Origin of the sequence: Neisseria sp. P0014.S009 (genome assembly GCF_051958155.1) — a bacterium.
GTDB classification, from domain to species: Bacteria; Pseudomonadota; Gammaproteobacteria; order Burkholderiales; family Neisseriaceae; genus Neisseria; species Neisseria flavescens_C.
This window is the reverse complement of sequence record NZ_JBQCVS010000001.1, coordinates 189,857-215,694: the sequence shown is the minus strand read 5'-3', so window position 1 is coordinate 215,694 and position 25,838 is coordinate 189,857. Positions and strand designations below refer to the sequence as shown.

Annotated in this window: 21 protein-coding genes; 8 read left to right on the top strand and 13 right to left on the bottom strand. The window is 48.9% G+C overall.

The features are described from left to right. Position 1: 1 nt before the first annotated feature. Positions 2-1,036 (bottom strand): A/G-specific adenine glycosylase, encoded by a 1,035-nt coding sequence (gene mutY, locus ACTHS4_RS01030; RefSeq protein ID WP_070826565.1) that lies wholly within the window; start codon positions 1,034-1,036, stop codon positions 2-4. Between the two features lie 162 nt (positions 1,037-1,198). Here mutY and ACTHS4_RS01025 point away from each other — a divergent pair, with 162 nt between their 5' ends. Further along, positions 1,199-2,239, top strand: coding sequence for a zinc-dependent alcohol dehydrogenase family protein (locus ACTHS4_RS01025; protein WP_440365387.1), 1,041 nt, complete (start codon positions 1,199-1,201; stop codon positions 2,237-2,239). A gap of 69 nt (positions 2,240-2,308) precedes the next feature. On the opposite strand, the gene trmA is transcribed toward ACTHS4_RS01025, so the two are convergent. The 7 genes from trmA to ACTHS4_RS00990 all read right to left on the bottom strand — a co-directional run bounded on the left by trmA (position 2,309) and on the right by ACTHS4_RS00990 (position 10,442). Next, positions 2,309-3,391: a tRNA (uridine(54)-C5)-methyltransferase TrmA gene (gene trmA / locus ACTHS4_RS01020; protein ID WP_070826563.1), complete on the bottom strand. Its 1,083-nt coding sequence runs from the start codon at positions 3,389-3,391 to the stop codon at positions 2,309-2,311. 117 nt (positions 3,392-3,508) lie between these two features. Beyond that, a complete protein-coding gene (gene pta, locus ACTHS4_RS01015) occupies positions 3,509-5,011 on the bottom strand; it encodes a phosphate acetyltransferase (RefSeq protein ID WP_070826562.1) in 1,503 nt (500 codons plus the stop codon). A gap of 149 nt (positions 5,012-5,160) precedes the next feature. Continuing rightward, entirely contained in the window at positions 5,161-6,237 is a 1,077-nt protein-coding gene (prfA, locus tag ACTHS4_RS01010; RefSeq protein WP_049329850.1) for a peptide chain release factor 1, read from the bottom strand. 155 nt (positions 6,238-6,392) lie between these two features. Beyond that, the gene (locus ACTHS4_RS01005) at positions 6,393-7,661 is read right to left on the bottom strand and encodes an Nramp family divalent metal transporter (RefSeq protein ID WP_049344377.1); all 1,269 of its coding nucleotides are present in this window, start codon (positions 7,659-7,661) and stop codon (positions 6,393-6,395) included. A gap of 287 nt (positions 7,662-7,948) precedes the next feature. Further along, the gene (locus tag ACTHS4_RS01000; RefSeq protein ID WP_070826561.1) at positions 7,949-8,716 is read right to left on the bottom strand and encodes a TatD family hydrolase; all 768 of its coding nucleotides are present in this window, start codon (positions 8,714-8,716) and stop codon (positions 7,949-7,951) included. A 13-nt stretch (positions 8,717-8,729) separates the two neighbouring features. Beyond that, positions 8,730-9,713: an asparaginase gene (locus ACTHS4_RS00995; protein WP_070826560.1), complete on the bottom strand. Its 984-nt coding sequence runs from the start codon at positions 9,711-9,713 to the stop codon at positions 8,730-8,732. Between the two features lie 66 nt (positions 9,714-9,779). Next, entirely contained in the window at positions 9,780-10,442 is a 663-nt protein-coding gene (locus ACTHS4_RS00990; protein WP_070826559.1) for a DedA family protein, read from the bottom strand. A 249-nt stretch (positions 10,443-10,691) separates the two neighbouring features. Between ACTHS4_RS00990 and ubiD the strand changes: the two genes are divergently transcribed. Continuing rightward, the gene (gene ubiD, locus ACTHS4_RS00985; protein ID WP_070826558.1) at positions 10,692-12,170 is read left to right on the top strand and encodes a 4-hydroxy-3-polyprenylbenzoate decarboxylase; all 1,479 of its coding nucleotides are present in this window, start codon (positions 10,692-10,694) and stop codon (positions 12,168-12,170) included. A gap of 267 nt (positions 12,171-12,437) precedes the next feature. Here ubiD and ACTHS4_RS00980 read toward each other — a convergent pair whose 3' ends face one another. The 4 genes from ACTHS4_RS00980 to nirK all read right to left on the bottom strand — a co-directional run bounded on the left by ACTHS4_RS00980 (position 12,438) and on the right by nirK (position 17,288). Then, positions 12,438-14,531 carry an AsmA family protein gene (locus ACTHS4_RS00980; RefSeq protein WP_371459986.1) on the bottom strand — a complete coding sequence of 698 codons (2,094 nt, stop codon included), beginning with the start codon at positions 14,529-14,531 and terminating at the stop codon, positions 12,438-12,440. Between the two features lie 179 nt (positions 14,532-14,710). Beyond that, entirely contained in the window at positions 14,711-14,980 is a 270-nt protein-coding gene (rpsO, locus tag ACTHS4_RS00975) for a 30S ribosomal protein S15 (RefSeq protein WP_003679932.1), read from the bottom strand. Positions 14,981-15,190: 210 nt separating this feature from the next. Beyond that, complete coding sequence (locus ACTHS4_RS00970; RefSeq protein WP_371459987.1) at positions 15,191-15,946, bottom strand: formylglycine-generating enzyme family protein; 756 nt, start codon at positions 15,944-15,946, stop codon at positions 15,191-15,193. Between the two features lie 172 nt (positions 15,947-16,118). Continuing rightward, entirely contained in the window at positions 16,119-17,288 is a 1,170-nt protein-coding gene (gene nirK / locus ACTHS4_RS00965; RefSeq protein ID WP_004519389.1) for a copper-containing nitrite reductase, read from the bottom strand. Between the two features lie 399 nt (positions 17,289-17,687). Here nirK and ACTHS4_RS00960 point away from each other — a divergent pair, with 399 nt between their 5' ends. From ACTHS4_RS00960 to ACTHS4_RS00950, 3 genes are all read left to right on the top strand, one after another. Then, the gene (locus tag ACTHS4_RS00960; RefSeq protein ID WP_049344039.1) at positions 17,688-19,943 is read left to right on the top strand and encodes a nitric-oxide reductase large subunit; all 2,256 of its coding nucleotides are present in this window, start codon (positions 17,688-17,690) and stop codon (positions 19,941-19,943) included. Positions 19,944-20,038: 95 nt separating this feature from the next. Beyond that, a complete protein-coding gene (gene prmB, locus ACTHS4_RS00955) occupies positions 20,039-20,938 on the top strand; it encodes a 50S ribosomal protein L3 N(5)-glutamine methyltransferase (protein ID WP_371459991.1) in 900 nt (299 codons plus the stop codon). Between the two features lie 225 nt (positions 20,939-21,163). Then, positions 21,164-21,901, top strand: coding sequence for a toxin-antitoxin system YwqK family antitoxin (locus tag ACTHS4_RS00950; RefSeq protein WP_070826552.1), 738 nt, complete (start codon positions 21,164-21,166; stop codon positions 21,899-21,901). A gap of 49 nt (positions 21,902-21,950) precedes the next feature. Here ACTHS4_RS00950 and ACTHS4_RS00945 read toward each other — a convergent pair whose 3' ends face one another. After that, positions 21,951-22,511: an adenine phosphoribosyltransferase gene (locus ACTHS4_RS00945; RefSeq protein WP_003745823.1), complete on the bottom strand. Its 561-nt coding sequence runs from the start codon at positions 22,509-22,511 to the stop codon at positions 21,951-21,953. A gap of 168 nt (positions 22,512-22,679) precedes the next feature. Between ACTHS4_RS00945 and gmk the strand changes: the two genes are divergently transcribed. The 3 genes from gmk (at position 22,680) to ACTHS4_RS00930 (ending at position 25,817) form a co-directional block, all read left to right on the top strand. After that, on the top strand, positions 22,680-23,297 hold the full coding sequence (gene gmk, locus ACTHS4_RS00940; protein ID WP_070826551.1) for a guanylate kinase: 618 nt from the start codon (positions 22,680-22,682) through the stop codon (positions 23,295-23,297). Positions 23,298-23,349: 52 nt separating this feature from the next. Further along, positions 23,350-23,556: a DNA-directed RNA polymerase subunit omega gene (gene rpoZ, locus ACTHS4_RS00935; RefSeq protein ID WP_003682294.1), complete on the top strand. Its 207-nt coding sequence runs from the start codon at positions 23,350-23,352 to the stop codon at positions 23,554-23,556. Between the two features lie 104 nt (positions 23,557-23,660). After that, the gene (locus ACTHS4_RS00930; RefSeq protein WP_440365381.1) at positions 23,661-25,817 is read left to right on the top strand and encodes a RelA/SpoT family protein; all 2,157 of its coding nucleotides are present in this window, start codon (positions 23,661-23,663) and stop codon (positions 25,815-25,817) included. The last annotated feature ends 21 nt before the right edge of the window (positions 25,818-25,838 follow it).

The window sequence follows — 25,838 nt, the reverse complement described above, 5'->3', positions numbered from 1 at the left end:
TTTAGCCTTTTGCCAAATACTTGATTAAAGGTTTGGGCAAACCATAATCCGCCAAATGTTTCGCTGATACCCAAAGGCCGTCTGAAAGATGTTCAGACGGCCTTTGTTGCGTCTGAAAAGGGGTAATCATCAATAAGCGGTGGGTCAGGCGGTGGGTAAACGTGGTTTGTTCTTCAAGGCCGTCTGAAACAATGCCGAAGCGTTTGGCGTAAGCATACAAATCGTCTAATTTTTCAAAACAGGGTACGCAATACAGACCGCCCCAAATGCCTTTGGCAGTGCGTTTTTCAAGCAATAATGCGCCATCAGTGTGATGAATAATCAGCCAGTAAAGCGGTAGGGTTTGCACTTCGGGAGCAGTTTTTTTGCGGGGCAGTTCGTCAATGCGGTTTTGTTTTTTTGCTTCACAGATGTCTGCCATAGGACATTGATGGCACAAAGGTTTTGTCCGTTTGCAGACGGTTGCGCCCAAATCCATCAGTCCTTGTGTATAGGCAGGCATATCGACGTTTTCAGACGGCAGCAGGCTTTCGGCAAGCGTCCAAAGCGAGTTTTCAAATTTCTTATCTTGCGGATTGCCGTCTTGGGCAAAGACACGGCAGAGAACGCGTTTGACGTTGCCGTCCAAGATGGTTTCGCGTCGGTTGAAAGCAAAGGCAGAAATGGCGGCGGCAGTACTTCTGCCTACGCCGCAGAGCGTTTCCAAGTCTTTGCGTTCGGGCGGAAAGATACCGCCGAATTGTCCGACGACTTGTTGCGCTGCTTTGTGCAGGTTGCGTGCGCGGCTGTAATAGCCCAAGCCTGCCCACAAGGATAAAACCTCGTCTTGCGGCGCAGCGGCAAGCGATTGCACGCTTGGGAATTTGGCTAAGAAACGCGGATAGTAGTCCAATACGGTAGCAACCTGCGTTTGTTGGAGCATGATTTCTGAAAGCCAGACGGAATAAGGGTCTTTGACCTGCCAAGGCAGGTTGTGGCGGCCGTGTTGGCGCTGCCAATCGATGAGTCGTTGTGCGAAGGATGTGGGTGTGTTCATTAATATTTGCTTTTTAATTATTTATTTTTAAAACAATATGTTACACTATAAAATATGAAATAATAATCAGAATTGACTTATCTGATGTAGGGGTATATAAATATAGTTAACGTGGATTTACGTTGTATTGTTAAAATTTATTAACCGTTCAAGGAGATTCACATGAAAGCAATGGTTTATCATGGCGCAAACGACATTCGTTTCGAAGAAAAACCTCTCCCTCAAATTATCGATCCGACCGATGCAGTCGTCAAAATCGTTAAAACCACGATTTGCGGTACTGACTTGGGTATTTGGAAGGGTAAAAACCCTGAAGTTGCCGATGGTCGTATTCTCGGTCATGAGGGCATCGGTATTGTAGAAGAAGTCGGCGATGCTGTAAAAAACATCAAAGTCGGTGATAAAGTCATTATTTCATGTGTCAGCAAATGCTGTACTTGCGACAACTGTAAAATCCAACTTTATTCACACTGCCGCAACGGCGGTTGGATCTTGGGCTATATGATTGACGGTACTCAGGCCGAATATGTCCGTACGCCTTATGCCGACAACAGCTTGGTTCCGCTGCCTGACAACGTCAACGAAGAAGTTGCCCTGCTGTTGAGCGATGCCTTGCCGACCGCCCACGAAATCGGTGTGCAATATGGTGATGTGAAACCTGGTGATACCGTATTCATCGCCGGTGCCGGCCCTGTTGGTATGTCTGCGTTGCTGACTGCGCAACTGTATAGCCCTGCCGCCATCATCGTTTGCGATATGGACGAAAACCGCTTGAAACTGGCGAAAGAATTGGGCGCGACCCATACCATCAACCCTGCTTCAGGCGATGTGAGCAAGCAAGTTGTCGCCATCGTTGGCGAAGACGGCGTAGATTGCGCCATCGAAGCAGTCGGTATCCCTGCGACTTGGAATATGTGCCAAGACATCGTGAAACCCGGCGGCCATATTGCCGTGGTTGGTGTACATGGTCAATCCGTTGATTTCAAACTAGAAAAACTGTGGATTAAAAACCTTGCCATCACTACCGGCCTGGTTAACGCCAATACCATCGAAATGCTGATGAAAGCTATTTCCAGCAGCTCAGTGGATTACTCCAAAATGATGACACACCATTTCAAATTCAGCGAATTGGAAAAAGCTTACGATGTATTCAAGCATGCTGCTGAAAACCAAGCCATGAAAGTGGTTTTGGAAGCGGATTGATTTGAAAATCGTTTAATATGCCGTTAATTAAAGGCCGTCTGAACATTCAGACGGCCTTTTTGTATGGTTTTATTTTTTCTTCAACCAAACGCCGCTTTCGATATGGTGGGTAAATGGGAATTGGTCGAACAGGGCGGCGCGTTCGATAGTATGGGTTTGACAGAGCGTGTCGAGGTTGGCGCGCAGGGTTTCAGGGTTGCAGGAAATATAGAGGACGTTGTCGAATCGGGCAACTAATTTGAGCGTCTCATCATCAACACCGGCGCGTGGAGGATCAACGAAAATAGTTGAAAAATCATAGTTTTTCAAGTCGATGCCTTGTTCTTGCAGGCGGCGGAATTCACGGTTTTGCGTGTAGGCTTCGGTAAATTCTTCCGCAGACAGGCGGGCGATTTTGAGATTGGTAATTTGGTTGGCTTCAATATTCCATTGGGCGGCATTGACGGAAGTTTTGGAAACTTCGGTTGCTAGAACCTGATTGAAATGTTGCGAAAGCGGCAGGGTGAAATTGCCGTTGCCGCAGTACAACTCAAGCATGTCTTTGCCTAAGTTTTGCGCAGCATCACACGCCCAAGTCAGCATTTTTTGGCACACTTGGGCATTGGGTTGGGTAAAGCTGCCCTCGATTTGACGGTAGCGGAAGGTCTTGCCGTTGACTTTCAACGCTTCGGTTACAAAATCTTGGCTCAATACGATTTTTTGTCCGCGGCTGCGGCCGATAATGTGGATGCCCAAATTGTGCGCCAGCTCTTGCGCAGCTTGTTGCCATGCTTCGTTCAGCTTCTTGTGGTAAATCATGGTTACCAGCATTTCGCCGCTTAAAGTGGACAAAAATTCGACGGCGTACCAGCGGTTTTTCAGTTCGGGATGATTGGATGCGGCTTCAATCAATTTCGGCATCAAGGCATTGATGGATTCGGACGCGGCAGGAAATTGGTCGCAACGGATCAGGCTTGTCCCGCTTGCCTTTTGTCCACGCTCAAACATAGCGTAAAACATTTCGCCGCCCTCATGCCAGATACGGAACTCGGCACGCATTCTGTAATGCTGTTCCGGAGATTCAAAGACTTCGATTTCAGGGAAATCCAGTCCTTGGAAAAGTTGCTGAAGATATTGCTTTTTGTCGGCTAGTTGTTGCTGGTAGGCAGTCATTGGGGCAGTCTTTCAGAAAATAATGGCGAATTATAATATAGTTGGCGCAAAGATACGAAAGGCCGTCTGAAACATCGGTTTCAGACGGCCTTTGATTTCAAAGCATCAGCTTGTCAATCAGCCTTGCATTTGTTTGGCTTGAACGGCAGTCAGGGCGATGGTGAAGACGATGTCTTCAATCAATGCGCCGCGGGACAAGTCGTTAACCGGTTTGCGCAAACCTTGCAACAACGGGCCTACGCTCAGGACGTTGGCGCTGCGTTGTACGGCTTTGTAAGTACAGTTGCCGGTATTGAGGTCTGGGAAAACCAAAACGGTTGCTTGACCGGCAACAGCGCTACCCGGAGCTTTGGATTTGCCGATAGATGGAACGGTAGCGGCATCGTATTGCAACGGACCTTCGATAGCCAAATCAGGGCGTTTCTCTTTCGCCAGTTTGGTGGCTTCGATCACTGCATCGACATCAGGGCCGCTGCCTGAGTTGATGGTAGAGTAGGAAATCATGGCCACTTTTGGATCGATACCAAAGGCTTTGGCGCTGTCGGCAGATTGGATGGCGATGTCGGCCAGTTGTTCAGGCGTTGGGTTTGGATTAACCGCGCAGTCGCCGAATGCCAAAACTTGGTTAGGCAGCAACATGAAGAATACGCTGGATACGAGGCTTGCACCCGGAGCGGTTTTAATCAGTTGCAGGGCAGGACGGATGGTGTTGGCAGTAGTGTGGACTGCGCCGGAAACCAAACCGTCTACGTCGTTTTGAGCCATCATCATGGTGCCGAGTACGACGGTATCTTGCAGCTGTTTGCGTGCATCTTCAGGAGTCAGGCCTTTGGATTTGCGCAATTCGCACATTGGCTCGACGTATTGCTCAACCAAAGAAGCAGGATCGATGATTTCCAAAGAATCAGGCAGGGAGATGCCGCGTTCTTTCGCTACGGCTTCAACTTCTTCGCGGGTAGCCAACAGTACGCAACGGGCGATGCCTTTTTCGTGACAGATAGCGGCAGCGGCGACGGTGCGTGGTTCTGCGCCTTCAGGCAGGACGATGCGCATATCAGCTTTGCGTGCGAAATCGATCAGGTTGTAACGGAATTGGGCTGGAGACAGGCGTTTGGCTTCGCGTTTGGCCAAAGCGGATACGTCTTGCAGTTTGTCGCTGGAGCCGAAGAAAGTCAGGCCGGTTTGCTCGGCAACTTGTGCGCCCAAAGCTGCGGCTGCGCCGTCAATGATAAAGCCTTCCAATAAGCCCGGGGCGTTGGTGTAGAGCTGTTTGGCGAGGTTTAATTGTTGGGTGACGGCGGCTGCGTCGGTATTGTCGGATTTTAGCGCCAAGACAACGCCTGCGTCCAAAGACAGTGCCAATTCAACGTTTTTGCCTGCCAAGAACAATTTGTCTGCATCAGGAGTAATGCCTTCGATAACGAGGTTATCTGCATTCAATGCTGCAACTTTACCGACAAGCGCGTCAAACCAGTCGTCGCTCTTGCCTTGAGCCAACAGGGCTTCTGTAGTGGAGTCAACGGCTTGGAAAACTTGCGCATTTAATGCCGCTGCGAATGCTTTTGCCGCTGCATCGACGCTCAGGCCGGTAGATACCGGTGCGATCAGGATTTTTGCCATTTTGTGTCCTCTCTTTCGGTGATTGTAGAAGGGTGTTGCTGTGGCGCAGCTGGTGCTGCATTTTATCACTTTGGGATAACATATACACAGCCATATTGACATATGTCATCAGGCCGTCTGAAAAGTATAAACGCAATGGACCAAATCCATCAATCCCCCATTGCCGCCAAAAGCTCGGCTTGATGCTCGGCAATCAGGGCATTGGTGATTTCTTCTAAATCGCCGTCCATCACAAAATCCAGTTTGTGCAGGGTAAGGTTGATGCGGTGGTCGGTCACGCGGCCTTGTGGGTAGTTGTAGGTGCGGATGCGTTCGCTGCGGTCGCCGCTGCCGATTAGGGATTTGCGTTCGGCGGCTTCTTTGGCTTGGGCTTCGCGTTTTTGTGCATCGTTTAAGCGGGCGGCGAGGACTTTCATCGCCTGCGCCTTGTTAGCGTGTTGGCTGCGGCCGTCTTGGCATTCGACCACCATACCTGTCGGCAAGTGGGTAATGCGGACGGCGGAGTCAGTTTTGTTGATGTGCTGACCGCCGGCACCGGATGCGCGGAAGGTATCGATGCGCAGGTCGGCGGGGTTCAATTCGATGTCTTCGAGTTCGTCCGCTTCAGGCATGACGGCGACGGTGCAGGCGGAGGTATGGATACGGCCTTGGCTTTCAGTGGCAGGGACGCGTTGCACGCGGTGACCGCCGGATTCAAATTTCAGACGGCTGTACGCGCCCAAGCCGATAATGCGGGCGATGACTTCTTTATAACCGCCCAATTCGCTTTCGTTGGCGGAAACGATCTCAACCTGCCAGCGGTTGCGTTCGGCGTAGCGGCTGTACATGCGCAGCAAATCGCCTGCAAACAGCGCGGCTTCGTCGCCGCCGGTACCAGCGCGCACTTCGATGAAGATGTTTTTGTCGTCGTCGGCATCTTTGGGCAGCAAGAGTTTTTGCAATTCGGTATCGAGTTCGTCGATTTTGGCTTTGGCCGCTTCGATTTCTTCGGCGGCAAAGTCTTTCATTTCAGGGTCGGACAGCATTTCTTCGGCATCCGCCAAGTCGCTTTGCGCCAGCTGATAGTTTTGGAACACTTCGACCACGGGGGTCAGTTCGGCGTGTTCGCGTGTGAGTTTGCGGTAGTTGTCCATGTCGGACGTGGCTTCAGGCTGTCCGAGCAGGTGAGTGACTTCTTCCAGTCGGTCGCTGAGTTGTTGTAGTTTTTCTAAGATAGACGGCTTCATAAATTTTCCAAAATACGGATGCCGTCGGGTGGTCTGCAACGGCGAAATAAGGAGTCATTATAATGGGTTTGAATGAAAATTCAAAAAGATATGATTGATTAGAAAGGCCGTCTGAAACCTGTTTTTAAGTTTCAGACGGCCTTTTTTATATGGGCTTATTTAGGCGCAGCCAAGATGCCTGTTTGGTTCAGCAGGAACAAAACGGTAAAGCCGGTCAAATAAATCAAACCGATAATGGCGAGGAAGTTCATGCCCATCGTCAGTTTGTGACGTTTGTCGCCTTTGACGAGGCGGTAGTTCAGCCAAGCGAACACAGGGGCGGCAACGAAGGCGGTAATCATGGCGAATTTGAGCAGCTCTGCCATCGCGCTGTTGAACCAGAAAATCACGGCCAAGCCTGAGCCTGCGACCCAGACGTTCCAAGCAAACAGTTCGACGTTGCCGGTTTTGTCTTTACCGCGCAGCAGGCGTACCGGTTCGGCAATCGCGCGTGCGTAGCCGTCCACTACGGTAATGGTGGTGCCGTACATGCAGGCGAAAGCAATAAATGCCACTAATGGACGAGACCAGTCGCCGATGGTCACGGCGTACATATTAATCAGTTGGCCAACATATTTGCCGCCCGCCATTTGCACTTCCTCGCCGTTGCCGTATTGTACATATGCACCCAAGGCGAGGAAAACGACCGCCAAAATCGCGCTGGTAATGTAGCCGACGTTGAAGTCAAAAATGCCGTCGCGGTAGCTGGAAGGGTTGATGCGTTGTTTTTCAGTAACCCACAAAGAGTTGATGGCGGAAATTTCAATCGGTGCAGGCATCCAGCCCATCAGCGCGATGAGGAAGCCCAAGCCTGCCAGTGTCCACGGGGTAGGCTCGATAAAGTCGGGTTTCATCTGCATGCCGCGAGACATGGCCACGGCTGCTGCGGCGACGGTGGCGATGGTCAGGCTGACGATGATGATTTTGGAAACGTTGTCCAATGCTTTATAGCGGCCACTTGCCAAAATCAGCAGGCAGGAAACCATAATCATGACGGACACCATGCCGGCATCGAAAGTCAGCGACGGGATCGCCATTTTGACGATGGCGGCGGTAACGATGGCGACTGCACCGGCATTAATCGTTGCTGATGCAATACATAAAATCAAAAATACCCACAAATAAACGCGGCTTTTTTCGGCATAGCCCTCAATCAGGCTTTTGCCCGTGTCAAGCGTGTAATGTGCGCTGAAACGAAAAAACGGGTATTTGAACAGATTGGTCAGAATAATGATCAGCGCAAGCTGCCAGCCGTAAAGTGCGCCTGCCTGCGTGGAGGCAATCAGGTGCGAGCCGCCGACTGCCGCCGAAGCCATCATGATACCCGGGCCGAGAGCATTGATTTTGCTCTTCCAGGTGGAAGCGTGTGTATGTTGTTCAGCCATAATTAGTTTCCGTCTTTTTCAGACGACCTTATTATCAAAAAAAAGCACATTTTAACGTAAATAAAAAGTTTGCCCAATAATATGCGTAATACTTTTTATCAATCAAAGGGAAAATACGGTGTTAAAAAGCCGAGATGACGGAGTGAACGATATTTTGTGCCAAAAACATTTTTTCAGACGGCCTTGTATCGCTTTTTATTCATGAATATGGGGTAGGGAGGGCAGAGTGTGTCGGTTTGGAAACGAAATGGCTGTGCAAGGCTTTTTGATGCCTTGAGGTCGGCATATTAAGGGGAAGTATGGAGCAGGGAATCCACGTTTTGCTCGGTTATTTCAGACAATTGTGTCAGCGGTACGCCGCGCAATTCGGCGGCAATTTCGGCGATACGGCGGATGTTGGCTGGTGTATTGGTTTCATGGCCGAGCATAAAAGGGCTGTCGGTTTCGAGAACAAAATCCGTGTCGTCTAAAGCTTGTAAGGCGGCACGGACTTTTTTTGCATTGGGATTGAGCAATAGCGAGCCTATGCCGATTTTGAAGCCGAGTTTCACCAAAATCCGCGCTTCTTCTACGCTGCCGGAGAAGGCGTGAACGATACCGCCTCGTGTGAAACCGGCGGTTTTGACGGCGGCGGCAATGGCGGCGGTAGCTTTCAGATTATGGATGATGACGCGGCGGTTGAGGTTTTGGGCGAGGATGAGTTGGCGGATAAAGACATCGGTCTGCGTGTCGCGTTGCGCTTGGGTTTGCTCTTTGCCATAAAAATCCAAGCCGATTTCGCCAACCCATGCTTGCGGATGCCGGATTAATTCTTTCTCTAACTCTTGGAATGCCGCTTCGTTGAGGCCGTCTGAAAACCACGGATGAATGCCCAAAGCGATATGGATGTTTTCAGACGGCATCTCCAACTGCGCAACTGCCTGCCAATCATTTGGAGATGTAGCCGGTACGACAAAACGCGCTACGCCGACGGCTTGCGCTTCGGCAAGCACGGCAGGCAGCGTGTCGGCAAGTTTGGGATCGGCAAGATGGCAGTGGGTGTCGGTGAAAGTCATGTTTAATGGCGGTTTACAGCAGATTTAATTGACGCAATTCTTGTTGCACCTTATTTGCATTCCAGTCATGGGAAACGGCAAGGGTCATCAGCGCGGTGGCAGTTTCGAGATTGCATTTGCCGCCGTTGATGATACCTGCCTGACGCAAAGCATCGCCTTGGGCATAGACGGCGGCGGCGCAACCTTGCGGTACTTGGCTGATGTTGAGCAGCAATTTGCCTTGTTGCGTAAAGGCTTGGACTGCTCGGATAAACGCATCGTTGCTCGGCGCATTGCCGTGGCCGTAGCTTTGCAGGATTAGAGCTTGGGCGGAAAGGTGGGGCAGGCCGTCTGAAAGTTCTTGCGCAGCATAACCGGGAATCAGCGTGCGGACGGAAACTTTGGCTTCAGGATTTGGAAGATGCGGCTTGAGGCCGTCTGAATGGTCGGTCGGGGCGGTACGGATATTGTGCCAACCTTTGTTTTCCTCCCATTCGGCGAGTGCGCCAAAATGCAGGTTGTCAAAACCTGCGGCGGTCTCGGTGCTGACCTTGCTGCTGCCGACGGCGGGGAAGAGCTTGCCGTCAAAGGCAATCGCCACTTGTTTGAGTTTGAGTGAGAAAGCGGAAACGGCGGTGGCAAGGTTGCGCGGCGCATCGCTGTTGGCGGCATCGTAAGGCCATTGCGAGCCGGTCAGGATAACGGGTTTGTCCAAACCTTGCAGCGAAAGGGCGAAGAGGTTGGCAGTGTATGCCATGGTATCCGTGCCGTGCAACACCAAAATGCCGTCATAGTCAGGCAGATTGGCGATAATAAGATCCAGCCAGTCGAGTTGGTTTTGCAGCGTTACCGCGGAAGAATCGATGAGCGGCTGGCAAACGTGCCATTTGAAATCAAGGCCGTCTGAAAAGGGGGCAAGGGCTTTATTGACGAGGGCGGTGTCGGGACGTAGGCCGGCGCTGCTTTGGGTCATGCCGATGGTGCCGCCGGTGTAGAGGACGAAGATTTTTTGTTTCATGGTGTTTCTGATGAATGATTGAGGCCGTCTGAAAGCGGGGAAGTGTTTCAGACGGCCTGGAATGGTTTATTGATTGGCTTGTTTTTTGGCTTTTGCAGCACGTTTTTCATGCAGTTTCTCGCGGAAGAAGGTGTGGCGGCGGTGTTTTTTCCACCAAATCCAACCGACAATGACTGCGCCGATGCCCAGTACGGTAAAGATACCGGATTGCAGGCTGTGCATTTTTTTCATCAGCCAGTCGGTATTGCGTGCGCCGTATTCGCCCAGATAAATCCAAACCGGAACAGAAATCAGCGCGGCCAAGCCGTCCATCAGGATAAAGCGCAGGTAGGAAACCTTACGGCTGATGCCGGCGGTCACGAAAACAGCGGTACGCAGGCCGGGCAGGAAACGGGCGACGAATAAAACCCAGTTGCCGTATTTGTCGAATTTTTCCTGTACTTGGGCATAGCGTTTGGGCGTCATCACGCGGGCAATCGGTTTGAATTTAAGGATTTTTTGTCCCCAAATCCGGCCGGCCGCAAACATAAAGCCGTCACCTACCAATACGCCGAGCATGCCGACGGCAAACATAATATGCGAGTTGGTATAACCCAGGCCGGAAATCACACCGCCGGTTACCAGCGTCAAATCTTCAGGAATCGGCACGCCGAAGCCGCAAATAACCAAAACGAAAAACACGGCCGCATAGCCGTATTCAACGAAAAAAGATTCTAAAATTGCAAACATGGCCGCTGTCCCACGATAGATATTGATTGATAACTGGATTAAGTTGGAATTTTACCAAAGATAAGGCCGTCTGAAAGCAATCACAAGCAGATATTGTTTAAATTTGACGGTAGTTTGCAAAAAATCTCGAAATTCGAACGTGGAAAGTTGGGATTTGAACAGATTTGGCAGGTACAATAGCCGCTGGTTTATCTTTCAAACCCGAAATGGCAGTCTGTTTTCAGACGGCCTGTTCAGGAAAATGAAATCATGAAATACAGAGATTTGCGAGAATTTATCGCCGGATTGGAAGCCGATGGCAAACTCAAGCGCATTCAGCATCCGGTGTCGCCGCATTTGGAAATGACCGAAATCGCCGACCGCGTACTGCGCGCCGAAGGGCCGGCGTTGTTGTTTGAAAATCCGATTAAGCCTGACGGTACGCGTTATGATTATCCCGTGTTGGCGAATCTGTTCGGCACGCCCGAACGCGTGGCGTTGGGCATGGGTGCGGACAGTGTGTCCAAGCTGCGTGAAATCGGGCAGACGCTGGCGTATCTGAAAGAACCCGAACCGCCCAAAGGCATCAAAGACGCGTTTTCCAAACTGCCGTTGCTGAAAGACATTTGGAGCATGGCGCCGAACGTGGTGAAAAATGCGCCGTGTCAGGAAATCGTGTGGGAAGGTGAAGATGTTGATTTGTATAAACTTCCAATTCAACATTGCTGGCCGGAAGACGTTGCGCCGCTGGTAACATGGGGCTTGACCGTAACGCGCGGTCCACACAAAAAACGCCAAAATCTCGGTATTTACCGCCAACAATTAATCGGCAAAAATAAGCTGATTATGCGCTGGCTGTCGCATCGCGGCGGCGCGCTGGATTATCAGGAATTCCGCAAACTCAATCCCGATACGCCGTATCCCGTCGCCGTCGTGCTCGGTTGCGACCCTGCCACCATTTTGGGCGCGGTAACGCCCGTTCCCGATACCTTGAGCGAATACCAGTTTGCCGGGCTGCTGCGCGGTTCACGGACGGAGCTGGTGAAATGTATCGGCAACGATTTGCAAGTGCCCGCCCGTGCAGAAATCGTATTAGAAGGCGTGATTCATCCGAACGAAACCGCGTTGGAAGGCCCATACGGCGATCACACCGGCTATTACAACGAGCAGGACCATTTTCCCGTGTTTACGGTTGAGCGCATCACCATGCGCGAAAACCCTATTTACCACTCCACCTACACGGGCAAACCGCCCGATGAACCTGCGGTTTTGGGCGTGGCGTTGAACGAAGTGTTCGTACCGCTTTTGCAAAAGCAGTTCCCCGAAATCACCGATTTCTACCTGCCGCCCGAAGGCTGTTCCTACCGCATGGCGGTGGTCAGCATGAAAAAACAGTACGCCGGACACGCCAAGCGCGTGATGATGGGCTGCTGGTCGTTCCTGCGCCAGTTTATGTACACCAAATTCATCATTGTGGTCGATGACGATGTGAACGTGCGCGACTGGAAAGAAGTCATCTGGGCGGTAACCACGCGCATGGACCCCGTACGCGACACTGTTTTGATGGAAAATACACCTATCGACTACCTCGACTTCGCCAGCCCCGTCAGCGGACTCGGCGGCAAAATGGGTTTGGATGCGACCAACAAGTGGCCGGGCGAAACCGACCGCGAATGGGGTCGTGTGATCAAAAAAGACCCTGCGGTTACGGCCAAAATCGATGAGATTTGGGAGCGTTTGGGCTTGTAGATGTCATTTCTATTGGAATTTATACTTCAAATCGTGATAGAAATGATTGGGGCGATGTTTGAGGGTATGATAGAAATATTGAGGCTCGATTGGAGAAAAAGAAAACTCTCCAAAAAGGGCTTGATAATGTTGACTATATGGTTTGCCATCATTGTTGCACTGATTATTTATATGGTCATTCCTAAGTAAACATCTTATTCTGACAATGTATCTGTTAAAAGGCCGTCTGAAACTTTGTGGGTTCCAGACGGCCTTTGATTTAAAAATTTAGCGCGGTTTGAGCCACTTCCATTGTTCTTGTATGGTTTCTTGCAGGGCTTTTTGTTTTTCTGCAGGCGTGTTCATGCCATTGGTCAAGCGGCTGTAATCAAGGGTAATGGAAGGGTTTTGTACGGTTCCGCCGATTTTTAGGGGAATCGGTTTGTTTTTAGGTTGCAGTACGTTGCTGATAAGCAGGTTTTCCGATAGCTTTTGGGTATTCAAATCGGTATAGCCGCTGCTGACAACGTGCAGGCTGTCGGAAAACAGTTCGGTGTTGATATGATGGCTGATGCCTTTCTCGATTTCGCTATTGAGGGTGAAATGATGGAAAGGGGTTTTAAGGTTGCTGTTGTCGATTTTTTCCGAAGAGATGCCGTTTTTCAGAATGCTGTCCATATCAATACCGTGCCATGCACCGTTGGTAATATCGAGGAGTAGGCTGCCGTTTAGGGCTTGTATCATTTGGGCGCGGTCGTTACCGGTGGTTTTAATGTCGATAACGGCGTCGCCGCTGCCGCTGAAGCTGTGGAAACCGAACAGGTCTTGTAGTAACGGCTGAATTTGTATGCCTTTTGCGTTTTGCTGAAGGTGGTAGGAGGCAGGTTGGGTTGCTGCAATACTCAGGCCGCCCTCGGTTTTTCCGCCATAAAGCCCGGCTTTGAAACGGTGCAGGGCGATATGTTCTTTATCGGCGGTGAGCAGGGATTCGATGTTTTCTAATTGCAGGCCGGCAGTTTGAATGCTGCCGATTTGGAGGTTGGCCTCAATGTCGGGTAACCAGGATTTGGCCAGCAGGGAAGGAAGGTTCAGTGATGGCTGGGTTTTCAGATCTTCCAAGTAAGGGGTCAGATTGAGTTTTTGTAAGGCGATACCGGCGTCAAGGTGCGGACGAGGTTGGGCATCGCGTTGGTATTTAAAGGCCAAGGCAAGGGCTTGTCTGTCAAATGCGCCTTTCAGACGGCCTTCCCATGTATTGAGGCTGAAATTGGCCAGTCCTTCAAGGGTGCTGATAAATCGGGGGCGGGGAAGGCGGTTGATGGTGTCTTGCAGGGTGCTGAGATGCAGTTTGGGTGCATCGATGCCTTTGCCTTTTTGCCAAACCAATGGGCTGGAAAAGGTAAAGTTGGTTTGGAGGCGGTCGTCTTTATGGCTGCCTTTGAGTTCAAAATTGGCGGCGGTCAAGACGGTTGGATAGAGGTTGGTTTTGTCCAGTTTGAATGAGCCGTCCCATTGGTTGTTTTCACTGCCGGCGGTCAATGCGCCGTTGAGTGTGTTGAGGTGCAAATAGCCGTTTTTGAATTGCAAGAGGGGAGAACGTGCGTTGATATGCAAGTTTTGATAGTCGCTTTCGGCTTGCAGATTGAAGTCGCGCAAAAGGGCGGTTTGATTTTGCCAATTAAGGCTGCCTGCGATTTGGGCATCCAGCTTGTTTTTGAGTAATACGGTTTGTAGGTTCAGCTTAAGGGCGGGAACACTCCAACCGGCATTGTTGGGTACCAGATAGCCTGCGCCCTGCCAACTGATGGGGTTACCGATATTTTGCAGTGTGCCGCTGATGTCGAAGGGACGGCCGTCTGAATCGGCTCTGCGTAGGGAAAATTGCAGATCGTTTAAGGCAACATCTTGCTCTTTATTGTGATAGCGGATGCTGCCGCTATTGATGATGACGCGGTTGAGCTGGAAGCTTTCTTTTGATGCATGGTTTTGTTGCAGGCAGGCAGGCAGGTGGTTTTTTGGGCCCAGCGTCAGCGACGGATTGGAAAGAATCCATTTTTCAAGAATGGGGGCGTCTGACCATAGGCTGCTCCAGCCAAAACCCATTTTGGATTCGGCAATGTTCAGCGTCGGCGTGTCTGGTTCGGAAGATGAAAGGCTTAGGTTTTTTAAAATAAGCGTAGGGCGCGGCAGCCATTTTCTGCTGATATTGGCATTGTATTTGACTTGGCAGCCATGGGCAGAAAAGTTTTTCTGTATGAATGCGTCGATGTTTTCTGTATTGAATATGCGGAACATTAAGGCACTCAAGACCGCCGCGAGGCATAAAAGCACGGCAATGCTGAAAACCAGGGTTTTCAGCCAAAATTTTCCTGAGTGCAACATGGAATGAACAGACAATTCAGATTCTCGCTTTGATGGGAGCTTTAAGGAGTGATTGGAAGTTTAAGCCTTGCTGCTTAAGCATGTGGAAGTATAACACAGAGCATGGGCCTGTGTTTCAGACAGCATCGGTATGTCAATAAAAAAACACCGCCCGAAGGCGGTGTTGATTTAAGCATAAATTATTTACGCAGACCCAGGCGGGTAATCAGTGTACGGTAAGTATCAGGCTGAGTACGACGCAGATAAGACAACAGGCGACGACGTTGGCTAACCATTTTCAACAGGCCGCGACGGCTGTGGTGGTCTTTAGGGTTGGCTTTGAAGTGAGGAGTCAGGTCGTTGATGCGGAAAGTCAACAGAGCGACTTGTACTTCAGAAGAGCCGGTATCGCCTTCTTTACGTTGGAAATCTTTAACAATTTGTGCTTTTTGTTCTACGGTCAATGCCATGATGGATAACTCCGAAAATAAAAGAACCTTTTCAGGTTCGGACAAGTTTGCCAAGCCGAACGACCTAAGCAAACTCCTAAGTGCCTTTTTATAAAGACGGGCGGATTATGCCACAATTTGTCTTGGTATGCCACATCTTTTCAGACGGCCAAAAAAAGCGGCGATACCTTTCAGTACCGCCAAAGCTGCTTTGGTGATAAAAACTAAACTTTATTTGCTCGCGCAGCGGAAGCCCAAGTTATTTAAAACATATTTGGACTGCAGGCTGGTGCGGATGCCGTAGCGTAAGAATGCCGCATAGTTGGACGGATCGCTTGAACCCACGGATGCGCCGCTACAGAACATTTGTGTGTTGGACGAGCCGGCAGAGAGTTGGCTGCTGTTGAAGTCTTCAGTCCATTCCCAAATCAGGCCGTGCATATCGTATACGCCCCAGTAGTTGGGTTTGTTTTTACCGATGTCGTGCAGACCGTTGCGGCCGCCGTCTGCATACCAATCCAAGATGGTGCGGTTGTAGCCGGGTTCGGCAGAGCCGTCTTTTTGAGTGGTAGAAGCCAAGCCTGCAAATTCCCACTCGTCAATAGTCGGCAGGCGTTTGCCTTTTGAAACGCAGTAGGCATTGGCGGCAAACCATGAAACATTGGTTACCGGATGTTTAAGTTCGCTGGCTTTAGGCGCATAACTGTTGCTGCCGTTTTTTACCCAATGTTTCAGGTAAGCTTTTTCAGCTTGTTTAGAGCTGATTTTGTTTTTTTGCCATTGTGGATGTGTTTTCAAAAATTCGGCGAATTCGGCATTGGTTACAGGATATTTGTCAAGTTGGAAGGGCTTGACTTTAATAAGGGAAGTCTCTTTTTTAAGATAGAGAGGGCGATAGCTGCCTCCTTCGATTTTTACCATTTCGGCTGCAAATGTATTGCCGCAGATTAAGGCACTGCCTAAGAGGAGGAGTCGTATGAGTTTCATGGTACGCCCTTATTATCGATTGAAACAGAAAATTTATTTTTAAGATAGCCTAATCATAACAAGGCCGTCTGAAAAATCAATCTGTCTGATTGAATAGGAAGATTAATTGTGATGGAAGCCACTGCGACTCTAAGAGAAGAGTAGCAGTGGCTTGGCGTATTAAACCGAGGGATTATTTAGCGGCTTCAGAAGCAGCAGGTGCGGCAGACGCAGCGGCTGGGGCAGAAGCGGCAGCACCGGCAGGTTGGTAAACGGTGTCGCTCAGTTTTTTGGTCATGATTTCAGGGTTTTCGTTACCCTCAACTTTCAATTGACCCAAAGCACCTTTGTTGAACGCACGGAAGATAGAGTGGTCAACTATAGTGTAGCTGCCTGGAATATCGACTTTGAATTCGATCATGGCGGCGCCACCGGCAGGAATCACAGTGCTTTGTACGTTTTCGTTAATCAGTTTACCACCTTCAACATATACTTTGTCGAAGATTTCGCCGATAACGTGGAAAGAAGATACCAAGTTAGGACCACCGTTACCAACGTACATACGAACAGTTTCACCAGCTTTGGCTTTCAGGGCGTTGTCACCGGCGATAGAGCCTACGTGACCGTTGAATACAACGTATTCAGGTTGTTCGGCAATTGCTTTGTCCATATCGAAAGGTTGCAGGCCTTGAGCGCCTTTTTTACCTTTAGTATAGAAGTCGCCTTGTACGATGTAGAACTCTTTATCTACTTTAGGCAGGCCTTCTTTAGGTTCAACCAAGATCAAACCGTACATACCGTTGGCGATGTGCATACCTACAGGAGCAACGGCACAGTGGTAAATGTACAAACCGGCTTGCAGAGCTTTAAAGCTGAAAGTAGAAGTGTGGCCTGGGGCAGTGAAAGAAGCTTCTGCACCACCGCCTTGACCGGTAGCAGCGTGGAAGTCAACGTTGTGAGGAACAGTAGAAGAAGGATTGTTAGAGAATTCTACTTCTACGGTATCGCCTTCGCGTACACGAATCATTTGGCCCGGAACGTCGCCGTTGAATGTCCAGTAGTGGTATTCAACACCGTCTTCCATAGTCATGGTTTTTTCGACGGTTTCCATTTTAACGCGTACTTTAGCCGGATGATCGCGATCGATTGCAGGTGGAACTTCCGGAGCGTGAGTCATGATGGCATCGACTACAGGCAATTCTGAAGAAGGAGTCTCGGCAGCAGCTTGTGAGTCAGAAGCAGCAGCAGGAGCTTCGGCAGAAGCGGTGGCAGCCGGAGTTTCAGCTGGTTTAGCAGCTTGTTCGCCGCATGCGGCCAGTGCAAATACAGAAGCGATAAGTGCAGCTAAGGTTTGGCGTTTCATGTTTAAAGTTTCCTTATTGTAAGAAAAGTTAAGTATCCTGATAGGATGGTTTGAAATTTTGTATGATTATGTAGGCGCTTGTTTGGGTGTATTTTGACATAAATCAAATTGTTCAATGAATATGAATCTTTTAATCCTTAAATACTCCTTTAGTAGTATAAAAAACTAAACCGAAAAGTTTATTTTTGTGTGAAAATGTTAGTGTGGGCTTAACACAAAATATAACAAAGGAGGAGTTATACAAGATAATAGGAATCAATATCATGTAAGTTAATGGTTTTAAAGGAATATTATTGACAAAATATTTCTTTACTTTTAAAACCGTGATACAATCTTTAACATTCATATTTGATGAATTAATACCCAACCACTTTTTACCAAAATCAAGGAGTACTCAAAATGGGACAGTACAAGAAGCTTTGGTACTTGCTGTTTGCCGTACTGGCAGTATGCTTTACCATTCTTGGTTATATGGGTAGCGAGGTCTATAAAAAGGCTCCGCCATACCCTGAACAAGTCGTTTCTGCATCCGGCAAAGTCCTGATGACCAAAGACGATATTTTGGCAGGTCAATCTGCATGGCAAACTACCGGCGGTATGGAAGTTGGCTCTGTATTGGGTCACGGTGCATACCAAGCTCCGGACTGGACTGCCGACTGGCTGCACCGCGAGCTGGTTGCATGGTTGGATCTGACTGCGCAAGAAACTTACGGCAAAAAATTTGACGAAGTTTCTCCTGAGGAACAAGCTGTTCTGAAAACCCGTTTGGCTGACGAATACCGCAACCAAAGCCGTATTAAGGAAGACGGTTCTGTCGTTATCAGCGATACCCGCGTGAAAGCGATCGAAAGTATTCTGCCTTACTATCACGGCGTGTACAGCGACGATCCTAAGTTCCAAACCACTCGCGAACACTTTGCAATGAAAAACAACACATTGCCAAGCCAAGAAGCTCGTGAAAAACTGTTCAACTTCTTCTTCTGGACTTCTTGGTCTGCTTCGGCCAACCGTCCTGATGAGAACTTCACTTACACCAACAACTGGCCGCACGAGCCTTTGATCAAGAATGTACCGACTACTGAAAACTACATGTGGTCCTTCACCAGCGTGGTATTGTTGCTGATGGGTATCGGCTTGCTGATGTGGGGTTACTCTTTCTTGACTAAACACGAAGAGGTTGAAGTACCTACTGAGGATCCTATCTCTAAAGTACAACTGACTCCTTCTCAAAAAGCGTTGGGCAAATATGTATTCCTGACTGTTGCTTTGTTTGTCGTACAAGTACTGTTGGGTGGTTTGACCGCTCACTATACTGTCGAAGGTCAAGGCTTCTACGGTATCGATACCGCCTTGGGCTTTGAAATGGCCGACTGGTTCCCATATGCGCTGACCCGTACTTGGCACATCCAATCCGCTATTTTCTGGATTGCAACCGGCTTCCTGACAGCAGGTCTGTTCTTGGCTCCGATTGTGAACGGCGGTAAAGATCCTAAATTCCAACGTGCCGGTGTGAACTTCCTGTATATCGCCCTGTTCATCGTAGTCGGCGGTTCTTATGCAGGTAACTTCTTTGCTTTGACTCACATCATTCCGCCTGAGCTGAACTTCTGGTTCGGTCACCAAGGTTACGAATACTTGGATTTGGGCCGCTTCTGGCAACTTCTGCTGATGGTCGGCTTGCTGTTGTGGCTGTTCCTGATGCTGCGTTGCACCATTTCTGCCTTTAAAGAAAAAGGTACAGACAAAAACCTGTTGGCTATCTTCGTAGCTTCTATGGTTGGTGTGGGTGTGTTCTATGCTCCTGGTCTGTTCTACGGTGAAAAATCTCCAATCGCTGTGATGGAATACTGGCGTTGGTGGGTGGTTCACTTGTGGGTAGAAGGTTTCTTCGAAGTGTTCGCTACTGCCGCTTTCGCATTCATCTTCTATAACATGGGCTTTGTCCGCCGTAGTACTGCCACAGCTTCTACTTTGGCTGCTGCTGCCATCTTCATGTTGGGCGGTATTCCAGGTACATTGCACCACTTGTACTTCTCCGGCTCTACCTCTGCCTCTATGGCAATCGGTGCATGTTTCTCCGCTTTGGAAGTTGTACCTTTGATTCTGCTGGGCCGTGAAGCTTACGAACACTGGTCTTACCAACACCTGTCCGACTGGGCGAAACGTCTGCGTTGGCCTCTGATGTGCTTCGTAGCAGTTGCCTTCTGGAACATGATCGGTGCCGGCGTATTTGGCTTCCTGATTAACCCACCGATTTCCCTGTTCTACATCCAAGGTCTGAACACTACTGCAGTTCACGCTCACGCAGCTCTGTTCGGTGTGTACGGTTTCTTGGCTCTGGGCTTCGTATTGCTGGTTGCACGTTACCTGAAACCTAATGCTCAATTTGACGACAAACTGATGACTTGGGCATTCTGGCTGTTGAACGGCGGTCTGGTGGGTATGATTGCTATCAGCCTGTTGCCGGTCGGCGTGATTCAAGCTTACGCTTCTATCACTCATGGTCTGTGGTATGCACGTAGCGAAGAATTCCTGCAAATGGAAATTCTGGATACCCTGCGTTGGGTTCGTACCGCTGCTGACTTGATCTTCATCGGTGGTGCTGTCTGCGTTGCTATCCAAGCTACCAAAATCGTATTCAGCCGCGATAAATAATCTTAAGCTGAGTTAAATCGAAGGCCGTCTGAAAAGTTTTCAGACGGCCTTTCTGTTATAATTTCAACATTCTTAAATTGACAAGACAAAACATTATGTTCAACCAAGCTGCTCAAGAGCTGACCACTGTTCGCGATTTGTTGCGTTTCGCCGTCAGCCGTTTTAACGATGCCGGACTGTTTTTCGGACACGGAAGCGATAATGCCCATGACGAGGCAGCCTATCTGATTTTGCACACTTTGAATCTGCCTTTGGATACGTTGGAGCCTTATTTGGGTGCTAAATTGTTGCAAAGCGAGAAGGAAGAGGTATTGTCCATTCTCGAACGCCGCGCAGTGGAGCATATTCCTGCCGCGTATCTGACACATCAAGCATGGCAGGGCGAGTTTGATTTTTATGTCGATGAGCGCGTCATCGTGCCTCGTTCTTTTATTTATGAATTGCTTGGCGACGGTATCCGTCCTTGGATTGAACATGATGAGTTGGTGCATCAAGCTTTGGATTTGTGTACTGGTAGCGGCTGTTTGGCCATTCAAATGGCACACCACTATCCTGATGCACAAATCGATGCTGTTGATTTGAGCTTGGATGCGCTGGAAGTGGCCGCGATCAATATTGAAGATTATGGCTTGGAAGACCGCATCAGCTTGGTGCATACCGATTTGTTTGAAGGTTTGGATGAAACCTACGACTTAATTGTTTCCAATCCGCCTTATGTTGATGCGGAATCTGTGGAAGCATTGCCCGATGAGTACCTGCATGAGCCGGAATTGGCTTTGGGCAGCGGAGAAGATGGTTTGGATGCTACACGCCAAATCATTTTGCAGGCTGCGAAATATTTGAATCCGAAAGGTGTATTGCTGGTTGAAATCGGCCACAACCGCGAAGTATTGGAGGCGGCTTATCCGGAATTGCCGTTTACTTGGTTGGAAACCAGCAGTGGTGACGGGTTCGTATTCTTGTTGACCCGTGAGCAATTGTTGGGTGAAGAATAAATTGTTTTAATGTAATTGAAATAGAGGCCGTCTGAAAAAAATTCAGACGGCCTCTATTTTGTAATGTCTTTAATGTTTTAAGAAAATACAAACGCCTATGATATGTCGGCTGTGAAATCCAAGCAGGGTTTGAAACTATGGCTTATAATATTTGTCATAGATTTAAATGCCGGTAGATTTTTATTACTGACTTTTTGTAGAACATATACTGCCAAACCCAATATTATGAATAATTGTTTAAAATCAGGCCTGTTGGCTGCTGTTTTATTCAGTACGCCCGTTGTCGCTTTTGCCCAGCAATATACCGTTTATTTCAATCAAAACGGTAAACTGACGGCAACCATGCCTTCGGTTGCTTATGTCCGCCAATACAAAATTGCGGCAGGCAAGGCGCAGGTTCAGGATTTTTACTATCCATCAATGAAAAAATATTCTGATCCGTACGAGATACCTGCTGGTCAGATTAAGGTTTTTGTGCCGGCTCTGGATAATGGCACGCTGACCCTGTGGCATTTTAACGGGCAGAAAAAGATGGTTGGCAGCTATCGCAACGGTAAGCCGCACGGTGAGTGGATTAACTGGTATCCAAACGGCAAAAAATCTGCGGTGATGCCCTATCAAAATGGACTGAGTGAGGGTGTGGGTTCCCGCTATTACCGAAACGGTGTGAAAGAAAGCGAAATTCAATTTAAGCACGATAAAGCCAATGGCTATTGGAAGCAATGGTATTCAGACGGCAGCCCGAAAACCGAAATGATGATGAGCAATGACAAACCGACGGAAATTATCAGTTGGGATGAAAATGGCCGCGTTGTGTCTGAATTGAGCATTCGCAACGGCAAACGCAGCGGCATCATTTTGGACTGGTATGATGATGGTGCGAAGAAATCCGAGTTGGTTTATAAAGACGACCAGTTGGTGAAAAAAACCTTTTGGGATACAGACGGATACGTTCTCGAATAATTTTAACAATAAAAAACCGCAGGCTGATCGGCTTGCGGTTTTTTGTGTGTTACATACAGCCTTTGTTTTGGCACAGGGTAAATAACGGCGCGCCGCTTTCGCGGATTTTTTTGCCGCCGTCCAAATCGGTAAACTCCAAAATAGCAGCTGTTTCGATTACTTCGCCGCCCAGTTTGCGGATCAGCTCGACGCCTGCCAGCATGGTGCCGCCGGTCGCCACCAAATCATCTACCAACAAAACGCGTGCGCCCGGTTTGATGGCATCGGTATGGATTTCTACCGTTGCTTCGCCATATTCCAAAGCATAACTTTGAGAAACCGTATCAAACGGCAGTTTACCTTTTTTACGAATGGGAACGAAGCCGACATTCAGTTGATAGGCCAAAGCCGCGCCAATGATGAAACCGCGCGCGTCCAAGCCTGCCACAACGTCAACTTTTTGCCCCATATAGCGATAAACCAGCAAATCAACCAGCAGGCGGAAATATTCTGCGCTTTGCAAAACGGGAGTAATGTCATGAAACAAAATCCCTTTTTGCGGCCAGTTTTCAATTTTACGGATTTTGTCCGCCAAAGCTTCTACGCCCATTACTTCAGGATGAATCAACATTTCGATATTCCGAAATCAAAAAGTTTTTAACACGCCATTGTAGCGGTCATATGCAAACTTGCCAAATTAATCGATACAATAGCCAAATTTTGCAACAGGCCGTCTGAAATTCCGAGAAACATTGTGTTGTGTTATAATTTACAGGTACATACCATCGGCTGAATTACCATGCAAAATCACAAAAAAGGCAATATTTTCATCATTTCCGCCGCTTCGGGCACAGGCAAAACGACTTTGGTGTCGCGCCTGTTGAAAAATCATGACGATATCCGTGTTTCCATTTCTCATACTACGCGCCAGCCGCGTGAGGGTGAGGTACATGGTGTGCATTACCACTTTGTTCCCAAAGAAGAATTTGAATCACTGATTGAGCAAAGAGCCTTTTTGGAACACGCCAATGTGTTCGGCAATTATTACGGCACCAGCATCGCCGGCGTGAATTCATTGAGCGAAGAGGGCTATGACGTAATTTTGGAAATCGATGTGCAAGGTGCGGCGCAAGTGCGTAAATCGTTGCCTGAAGCCAGCAGTATTTTTATCCTGCCGCCTTCCTTTGAAGTTTTAGCGCAACGTTTGATCGGCCGTGGTACAGACAGCGAAGAAGTTATTCAAACACGCCTTTCAAAAGCCCGTCATGAGATTGAGCAATCCGTTTTGTTCGATTACGTTGTCGTGAATGACGATTTGGATCGTGCCGAAGCCGATTTATTCCACATTATTAAAGCAGGCCGTCTGAAAAAATCCTCTCAACAGGGATTTATTTCAAACCTGTTGGAAAATTCCTAAAAAACAGCGAAAATAACCGTTTATTTGAAACATAGAAAGAAAGCAAGCAAACATGGCCCGTATTACTACTGAAGACTGCACAGGTAAAATCCCTAACCACTTCGACCTTACCCTCGTTGCCGCCCGTCGCGCACGCCAGCTCGAAAACGGCAACACGCCTTTGGTTGACGACATCCGCAACAACAAACCAACCGTTACCGCCCTGCGTGAAATCGCAGCCGGACAAATCGGAACCGAGCTGCTGACCCGCAACAAATAAACCAACCGGCAAACCGATAAAACCGTCGCGCGGACTGTATCGGTGCGATATCACAACCGATACAGTCTGACGGCTTAAAAATAGCCATAAAAGGCCGTCTGAAAATGCCAGCCCCACTGCCTACCGCCCCCTATGATCCGTTGACAGCAGAAGCGCGCGAGCTTTTGTTTCGCACCGCATCCTATCTCAATACCAATGAGCAGGCCGAGCTTGAAAGAGCCGTTGCCTACGCTTTCCACGCCCATGACGGACAAACCCGTAAAAGCGGCGAACCCTACATCACCCATCCCCTTGCCGTTGCCACGCAGCTTGCGATTTGGCACATGGATGTTCAAGGCCTCTGCGCAGGCGTTATGCACGATGTATTGGAAGATACGGGTGTAACCAAAGTCGAAATGGCGGCAGAATTCGGCAATACCATTGCCGAAATGGTAGACGGCCTCTCCAAACTGGAAAAACTCAAATTTGAAGATCATGCCGAGCATCAGGCGGAAAGTTTCCGCAAACTGATCCTCGCCATGACTAAAGATGTGCGCGTCATCGTCGTCAAACTTGCCGACCGATTGCACAATATGCGCACCCTTGGCTCTATGCGTCCGGAAAAACGCCGCCGCATCGCCAAAGAAACCCTCGAAATCTATGCTCAAATCGCCAACCGCATTGGCCTGAACAATGCGTATCAAGAGCTTCAAGACCTATCGTTCCAAAACCTCCACCCAAGACGCTACGAAACCCTGAAAAAAGCCATGGACAACAGCCGCAAAAATCGCCGCGATGTTGTCGGCAAAGTGTTGCGTGCATTCAGTCAGCGTTTGGTCGGTATCAATATTGAAGCCAAAATCAAAGGCCGTGAGAAAAACTTGTACAGCATCCATCAAAAAATGCTGGCTAAAAAGCTGCGTTTTGCCGAAGTGATGGATATTTACGGCTTTCGGGTCATTGTAAACAGCATTCCTGCCTGTTATGCCGCGTTGGGCGCATTGCATAATTTATACCACCCCAAGCCCGGCCGTTTTAAAGACTATATCGCCATTCCGAAAAGTAACGGTTATCAAAGCCTGCACACGACCTTGGTCGGCCCTTACGGTTTGCCGATCGAAGTGCAAATCCGTACGCGTGAAATGGACGCTGTGGCAGAGGGCGGTATTGCCGGCCATTGGATTTATAAATCCGGTGAAAATACTCCGGACCAAGCCGTCCTCCATATGAATCGATGGATGAAAAATATTCTTGATCTGCAAGCCAGCAGCTCAAATGCCATCGAGTTTTTGGAGCATGTCAAAGTTGATTTGTTCCCCAACGAAGTCTATATCGTTACCCCGAAAGGCGATATCCTTACCTTGCCGAAAGGTGCGACACCGATTGACTTCGCCTATGCCGTTCACACGAATATCGGTCATAAAACCGTTGCCGCGCGTATCAATAACGTCATGATGCCGTTGCGCACCAAACTGAAAACCGGCGATACGGTAGAAATCATTACTTCCGAGCATGCCAAGCCTAATGTGGCATGGCTGAACTTTACCGTTTCCAGCCGTGCGCGCAGCGCCATCCGCCAATACATTAAAAATCTGAATCGTCACGATGCCGTTGTTTTGGGTGAGAACCTGCTGCAAAAAGCTTTATCCAGCCTGTTGCCTAAAGATATCCTGCTTTCAGACGACCTCAAAGAAAAATACCTTGCCGATTTGAATACCAAACAAACCTCGTTTGAAGAGGTCCTCTACAATGTCGGTATGGGGCATACTTTGCCGGTACACGTTGCCATGCACATTGCCGAGTTGGCAGGCCAACATTTTGGCAGTGCGGTCAAACTCAGCCCGATCAAAGTCAACGATCAAGAAACCGGCCGGATTCATTTTGCCGAATGTTGCCATCCGATTCCAGGCGATGCGATCCGCGCCTTATTGGTTAAAGACAAGGGTATGATTATCCACCGTGATACCTGTCAAACTTTGGTCAAAGCCGATCCGGAAGAGCAACTCGATGCGGGCTGGGACAGTTTGCGTAATCAAACGTACCGCACCATCCTCAACGTCAAATCCGAAGATGCGCATGGTTTGTTGGCTTCAATGGCGCAAGCGATTTCCAATTCCGGTGCGGATATCGAATCTGTCGATACGCCAACCAAAGCGCAAGCAGGAACGGAAGGTTTTGTAGAATTTAAATTCACAATTAAAGTCAAAGACTTGGATCAGGTTAATCAGATTATTCATGCAATGCATGCCAATCCGAATATCCGCAAAGTAATTCGAGGATGATCTCGTTATAAGCAAAGGCCG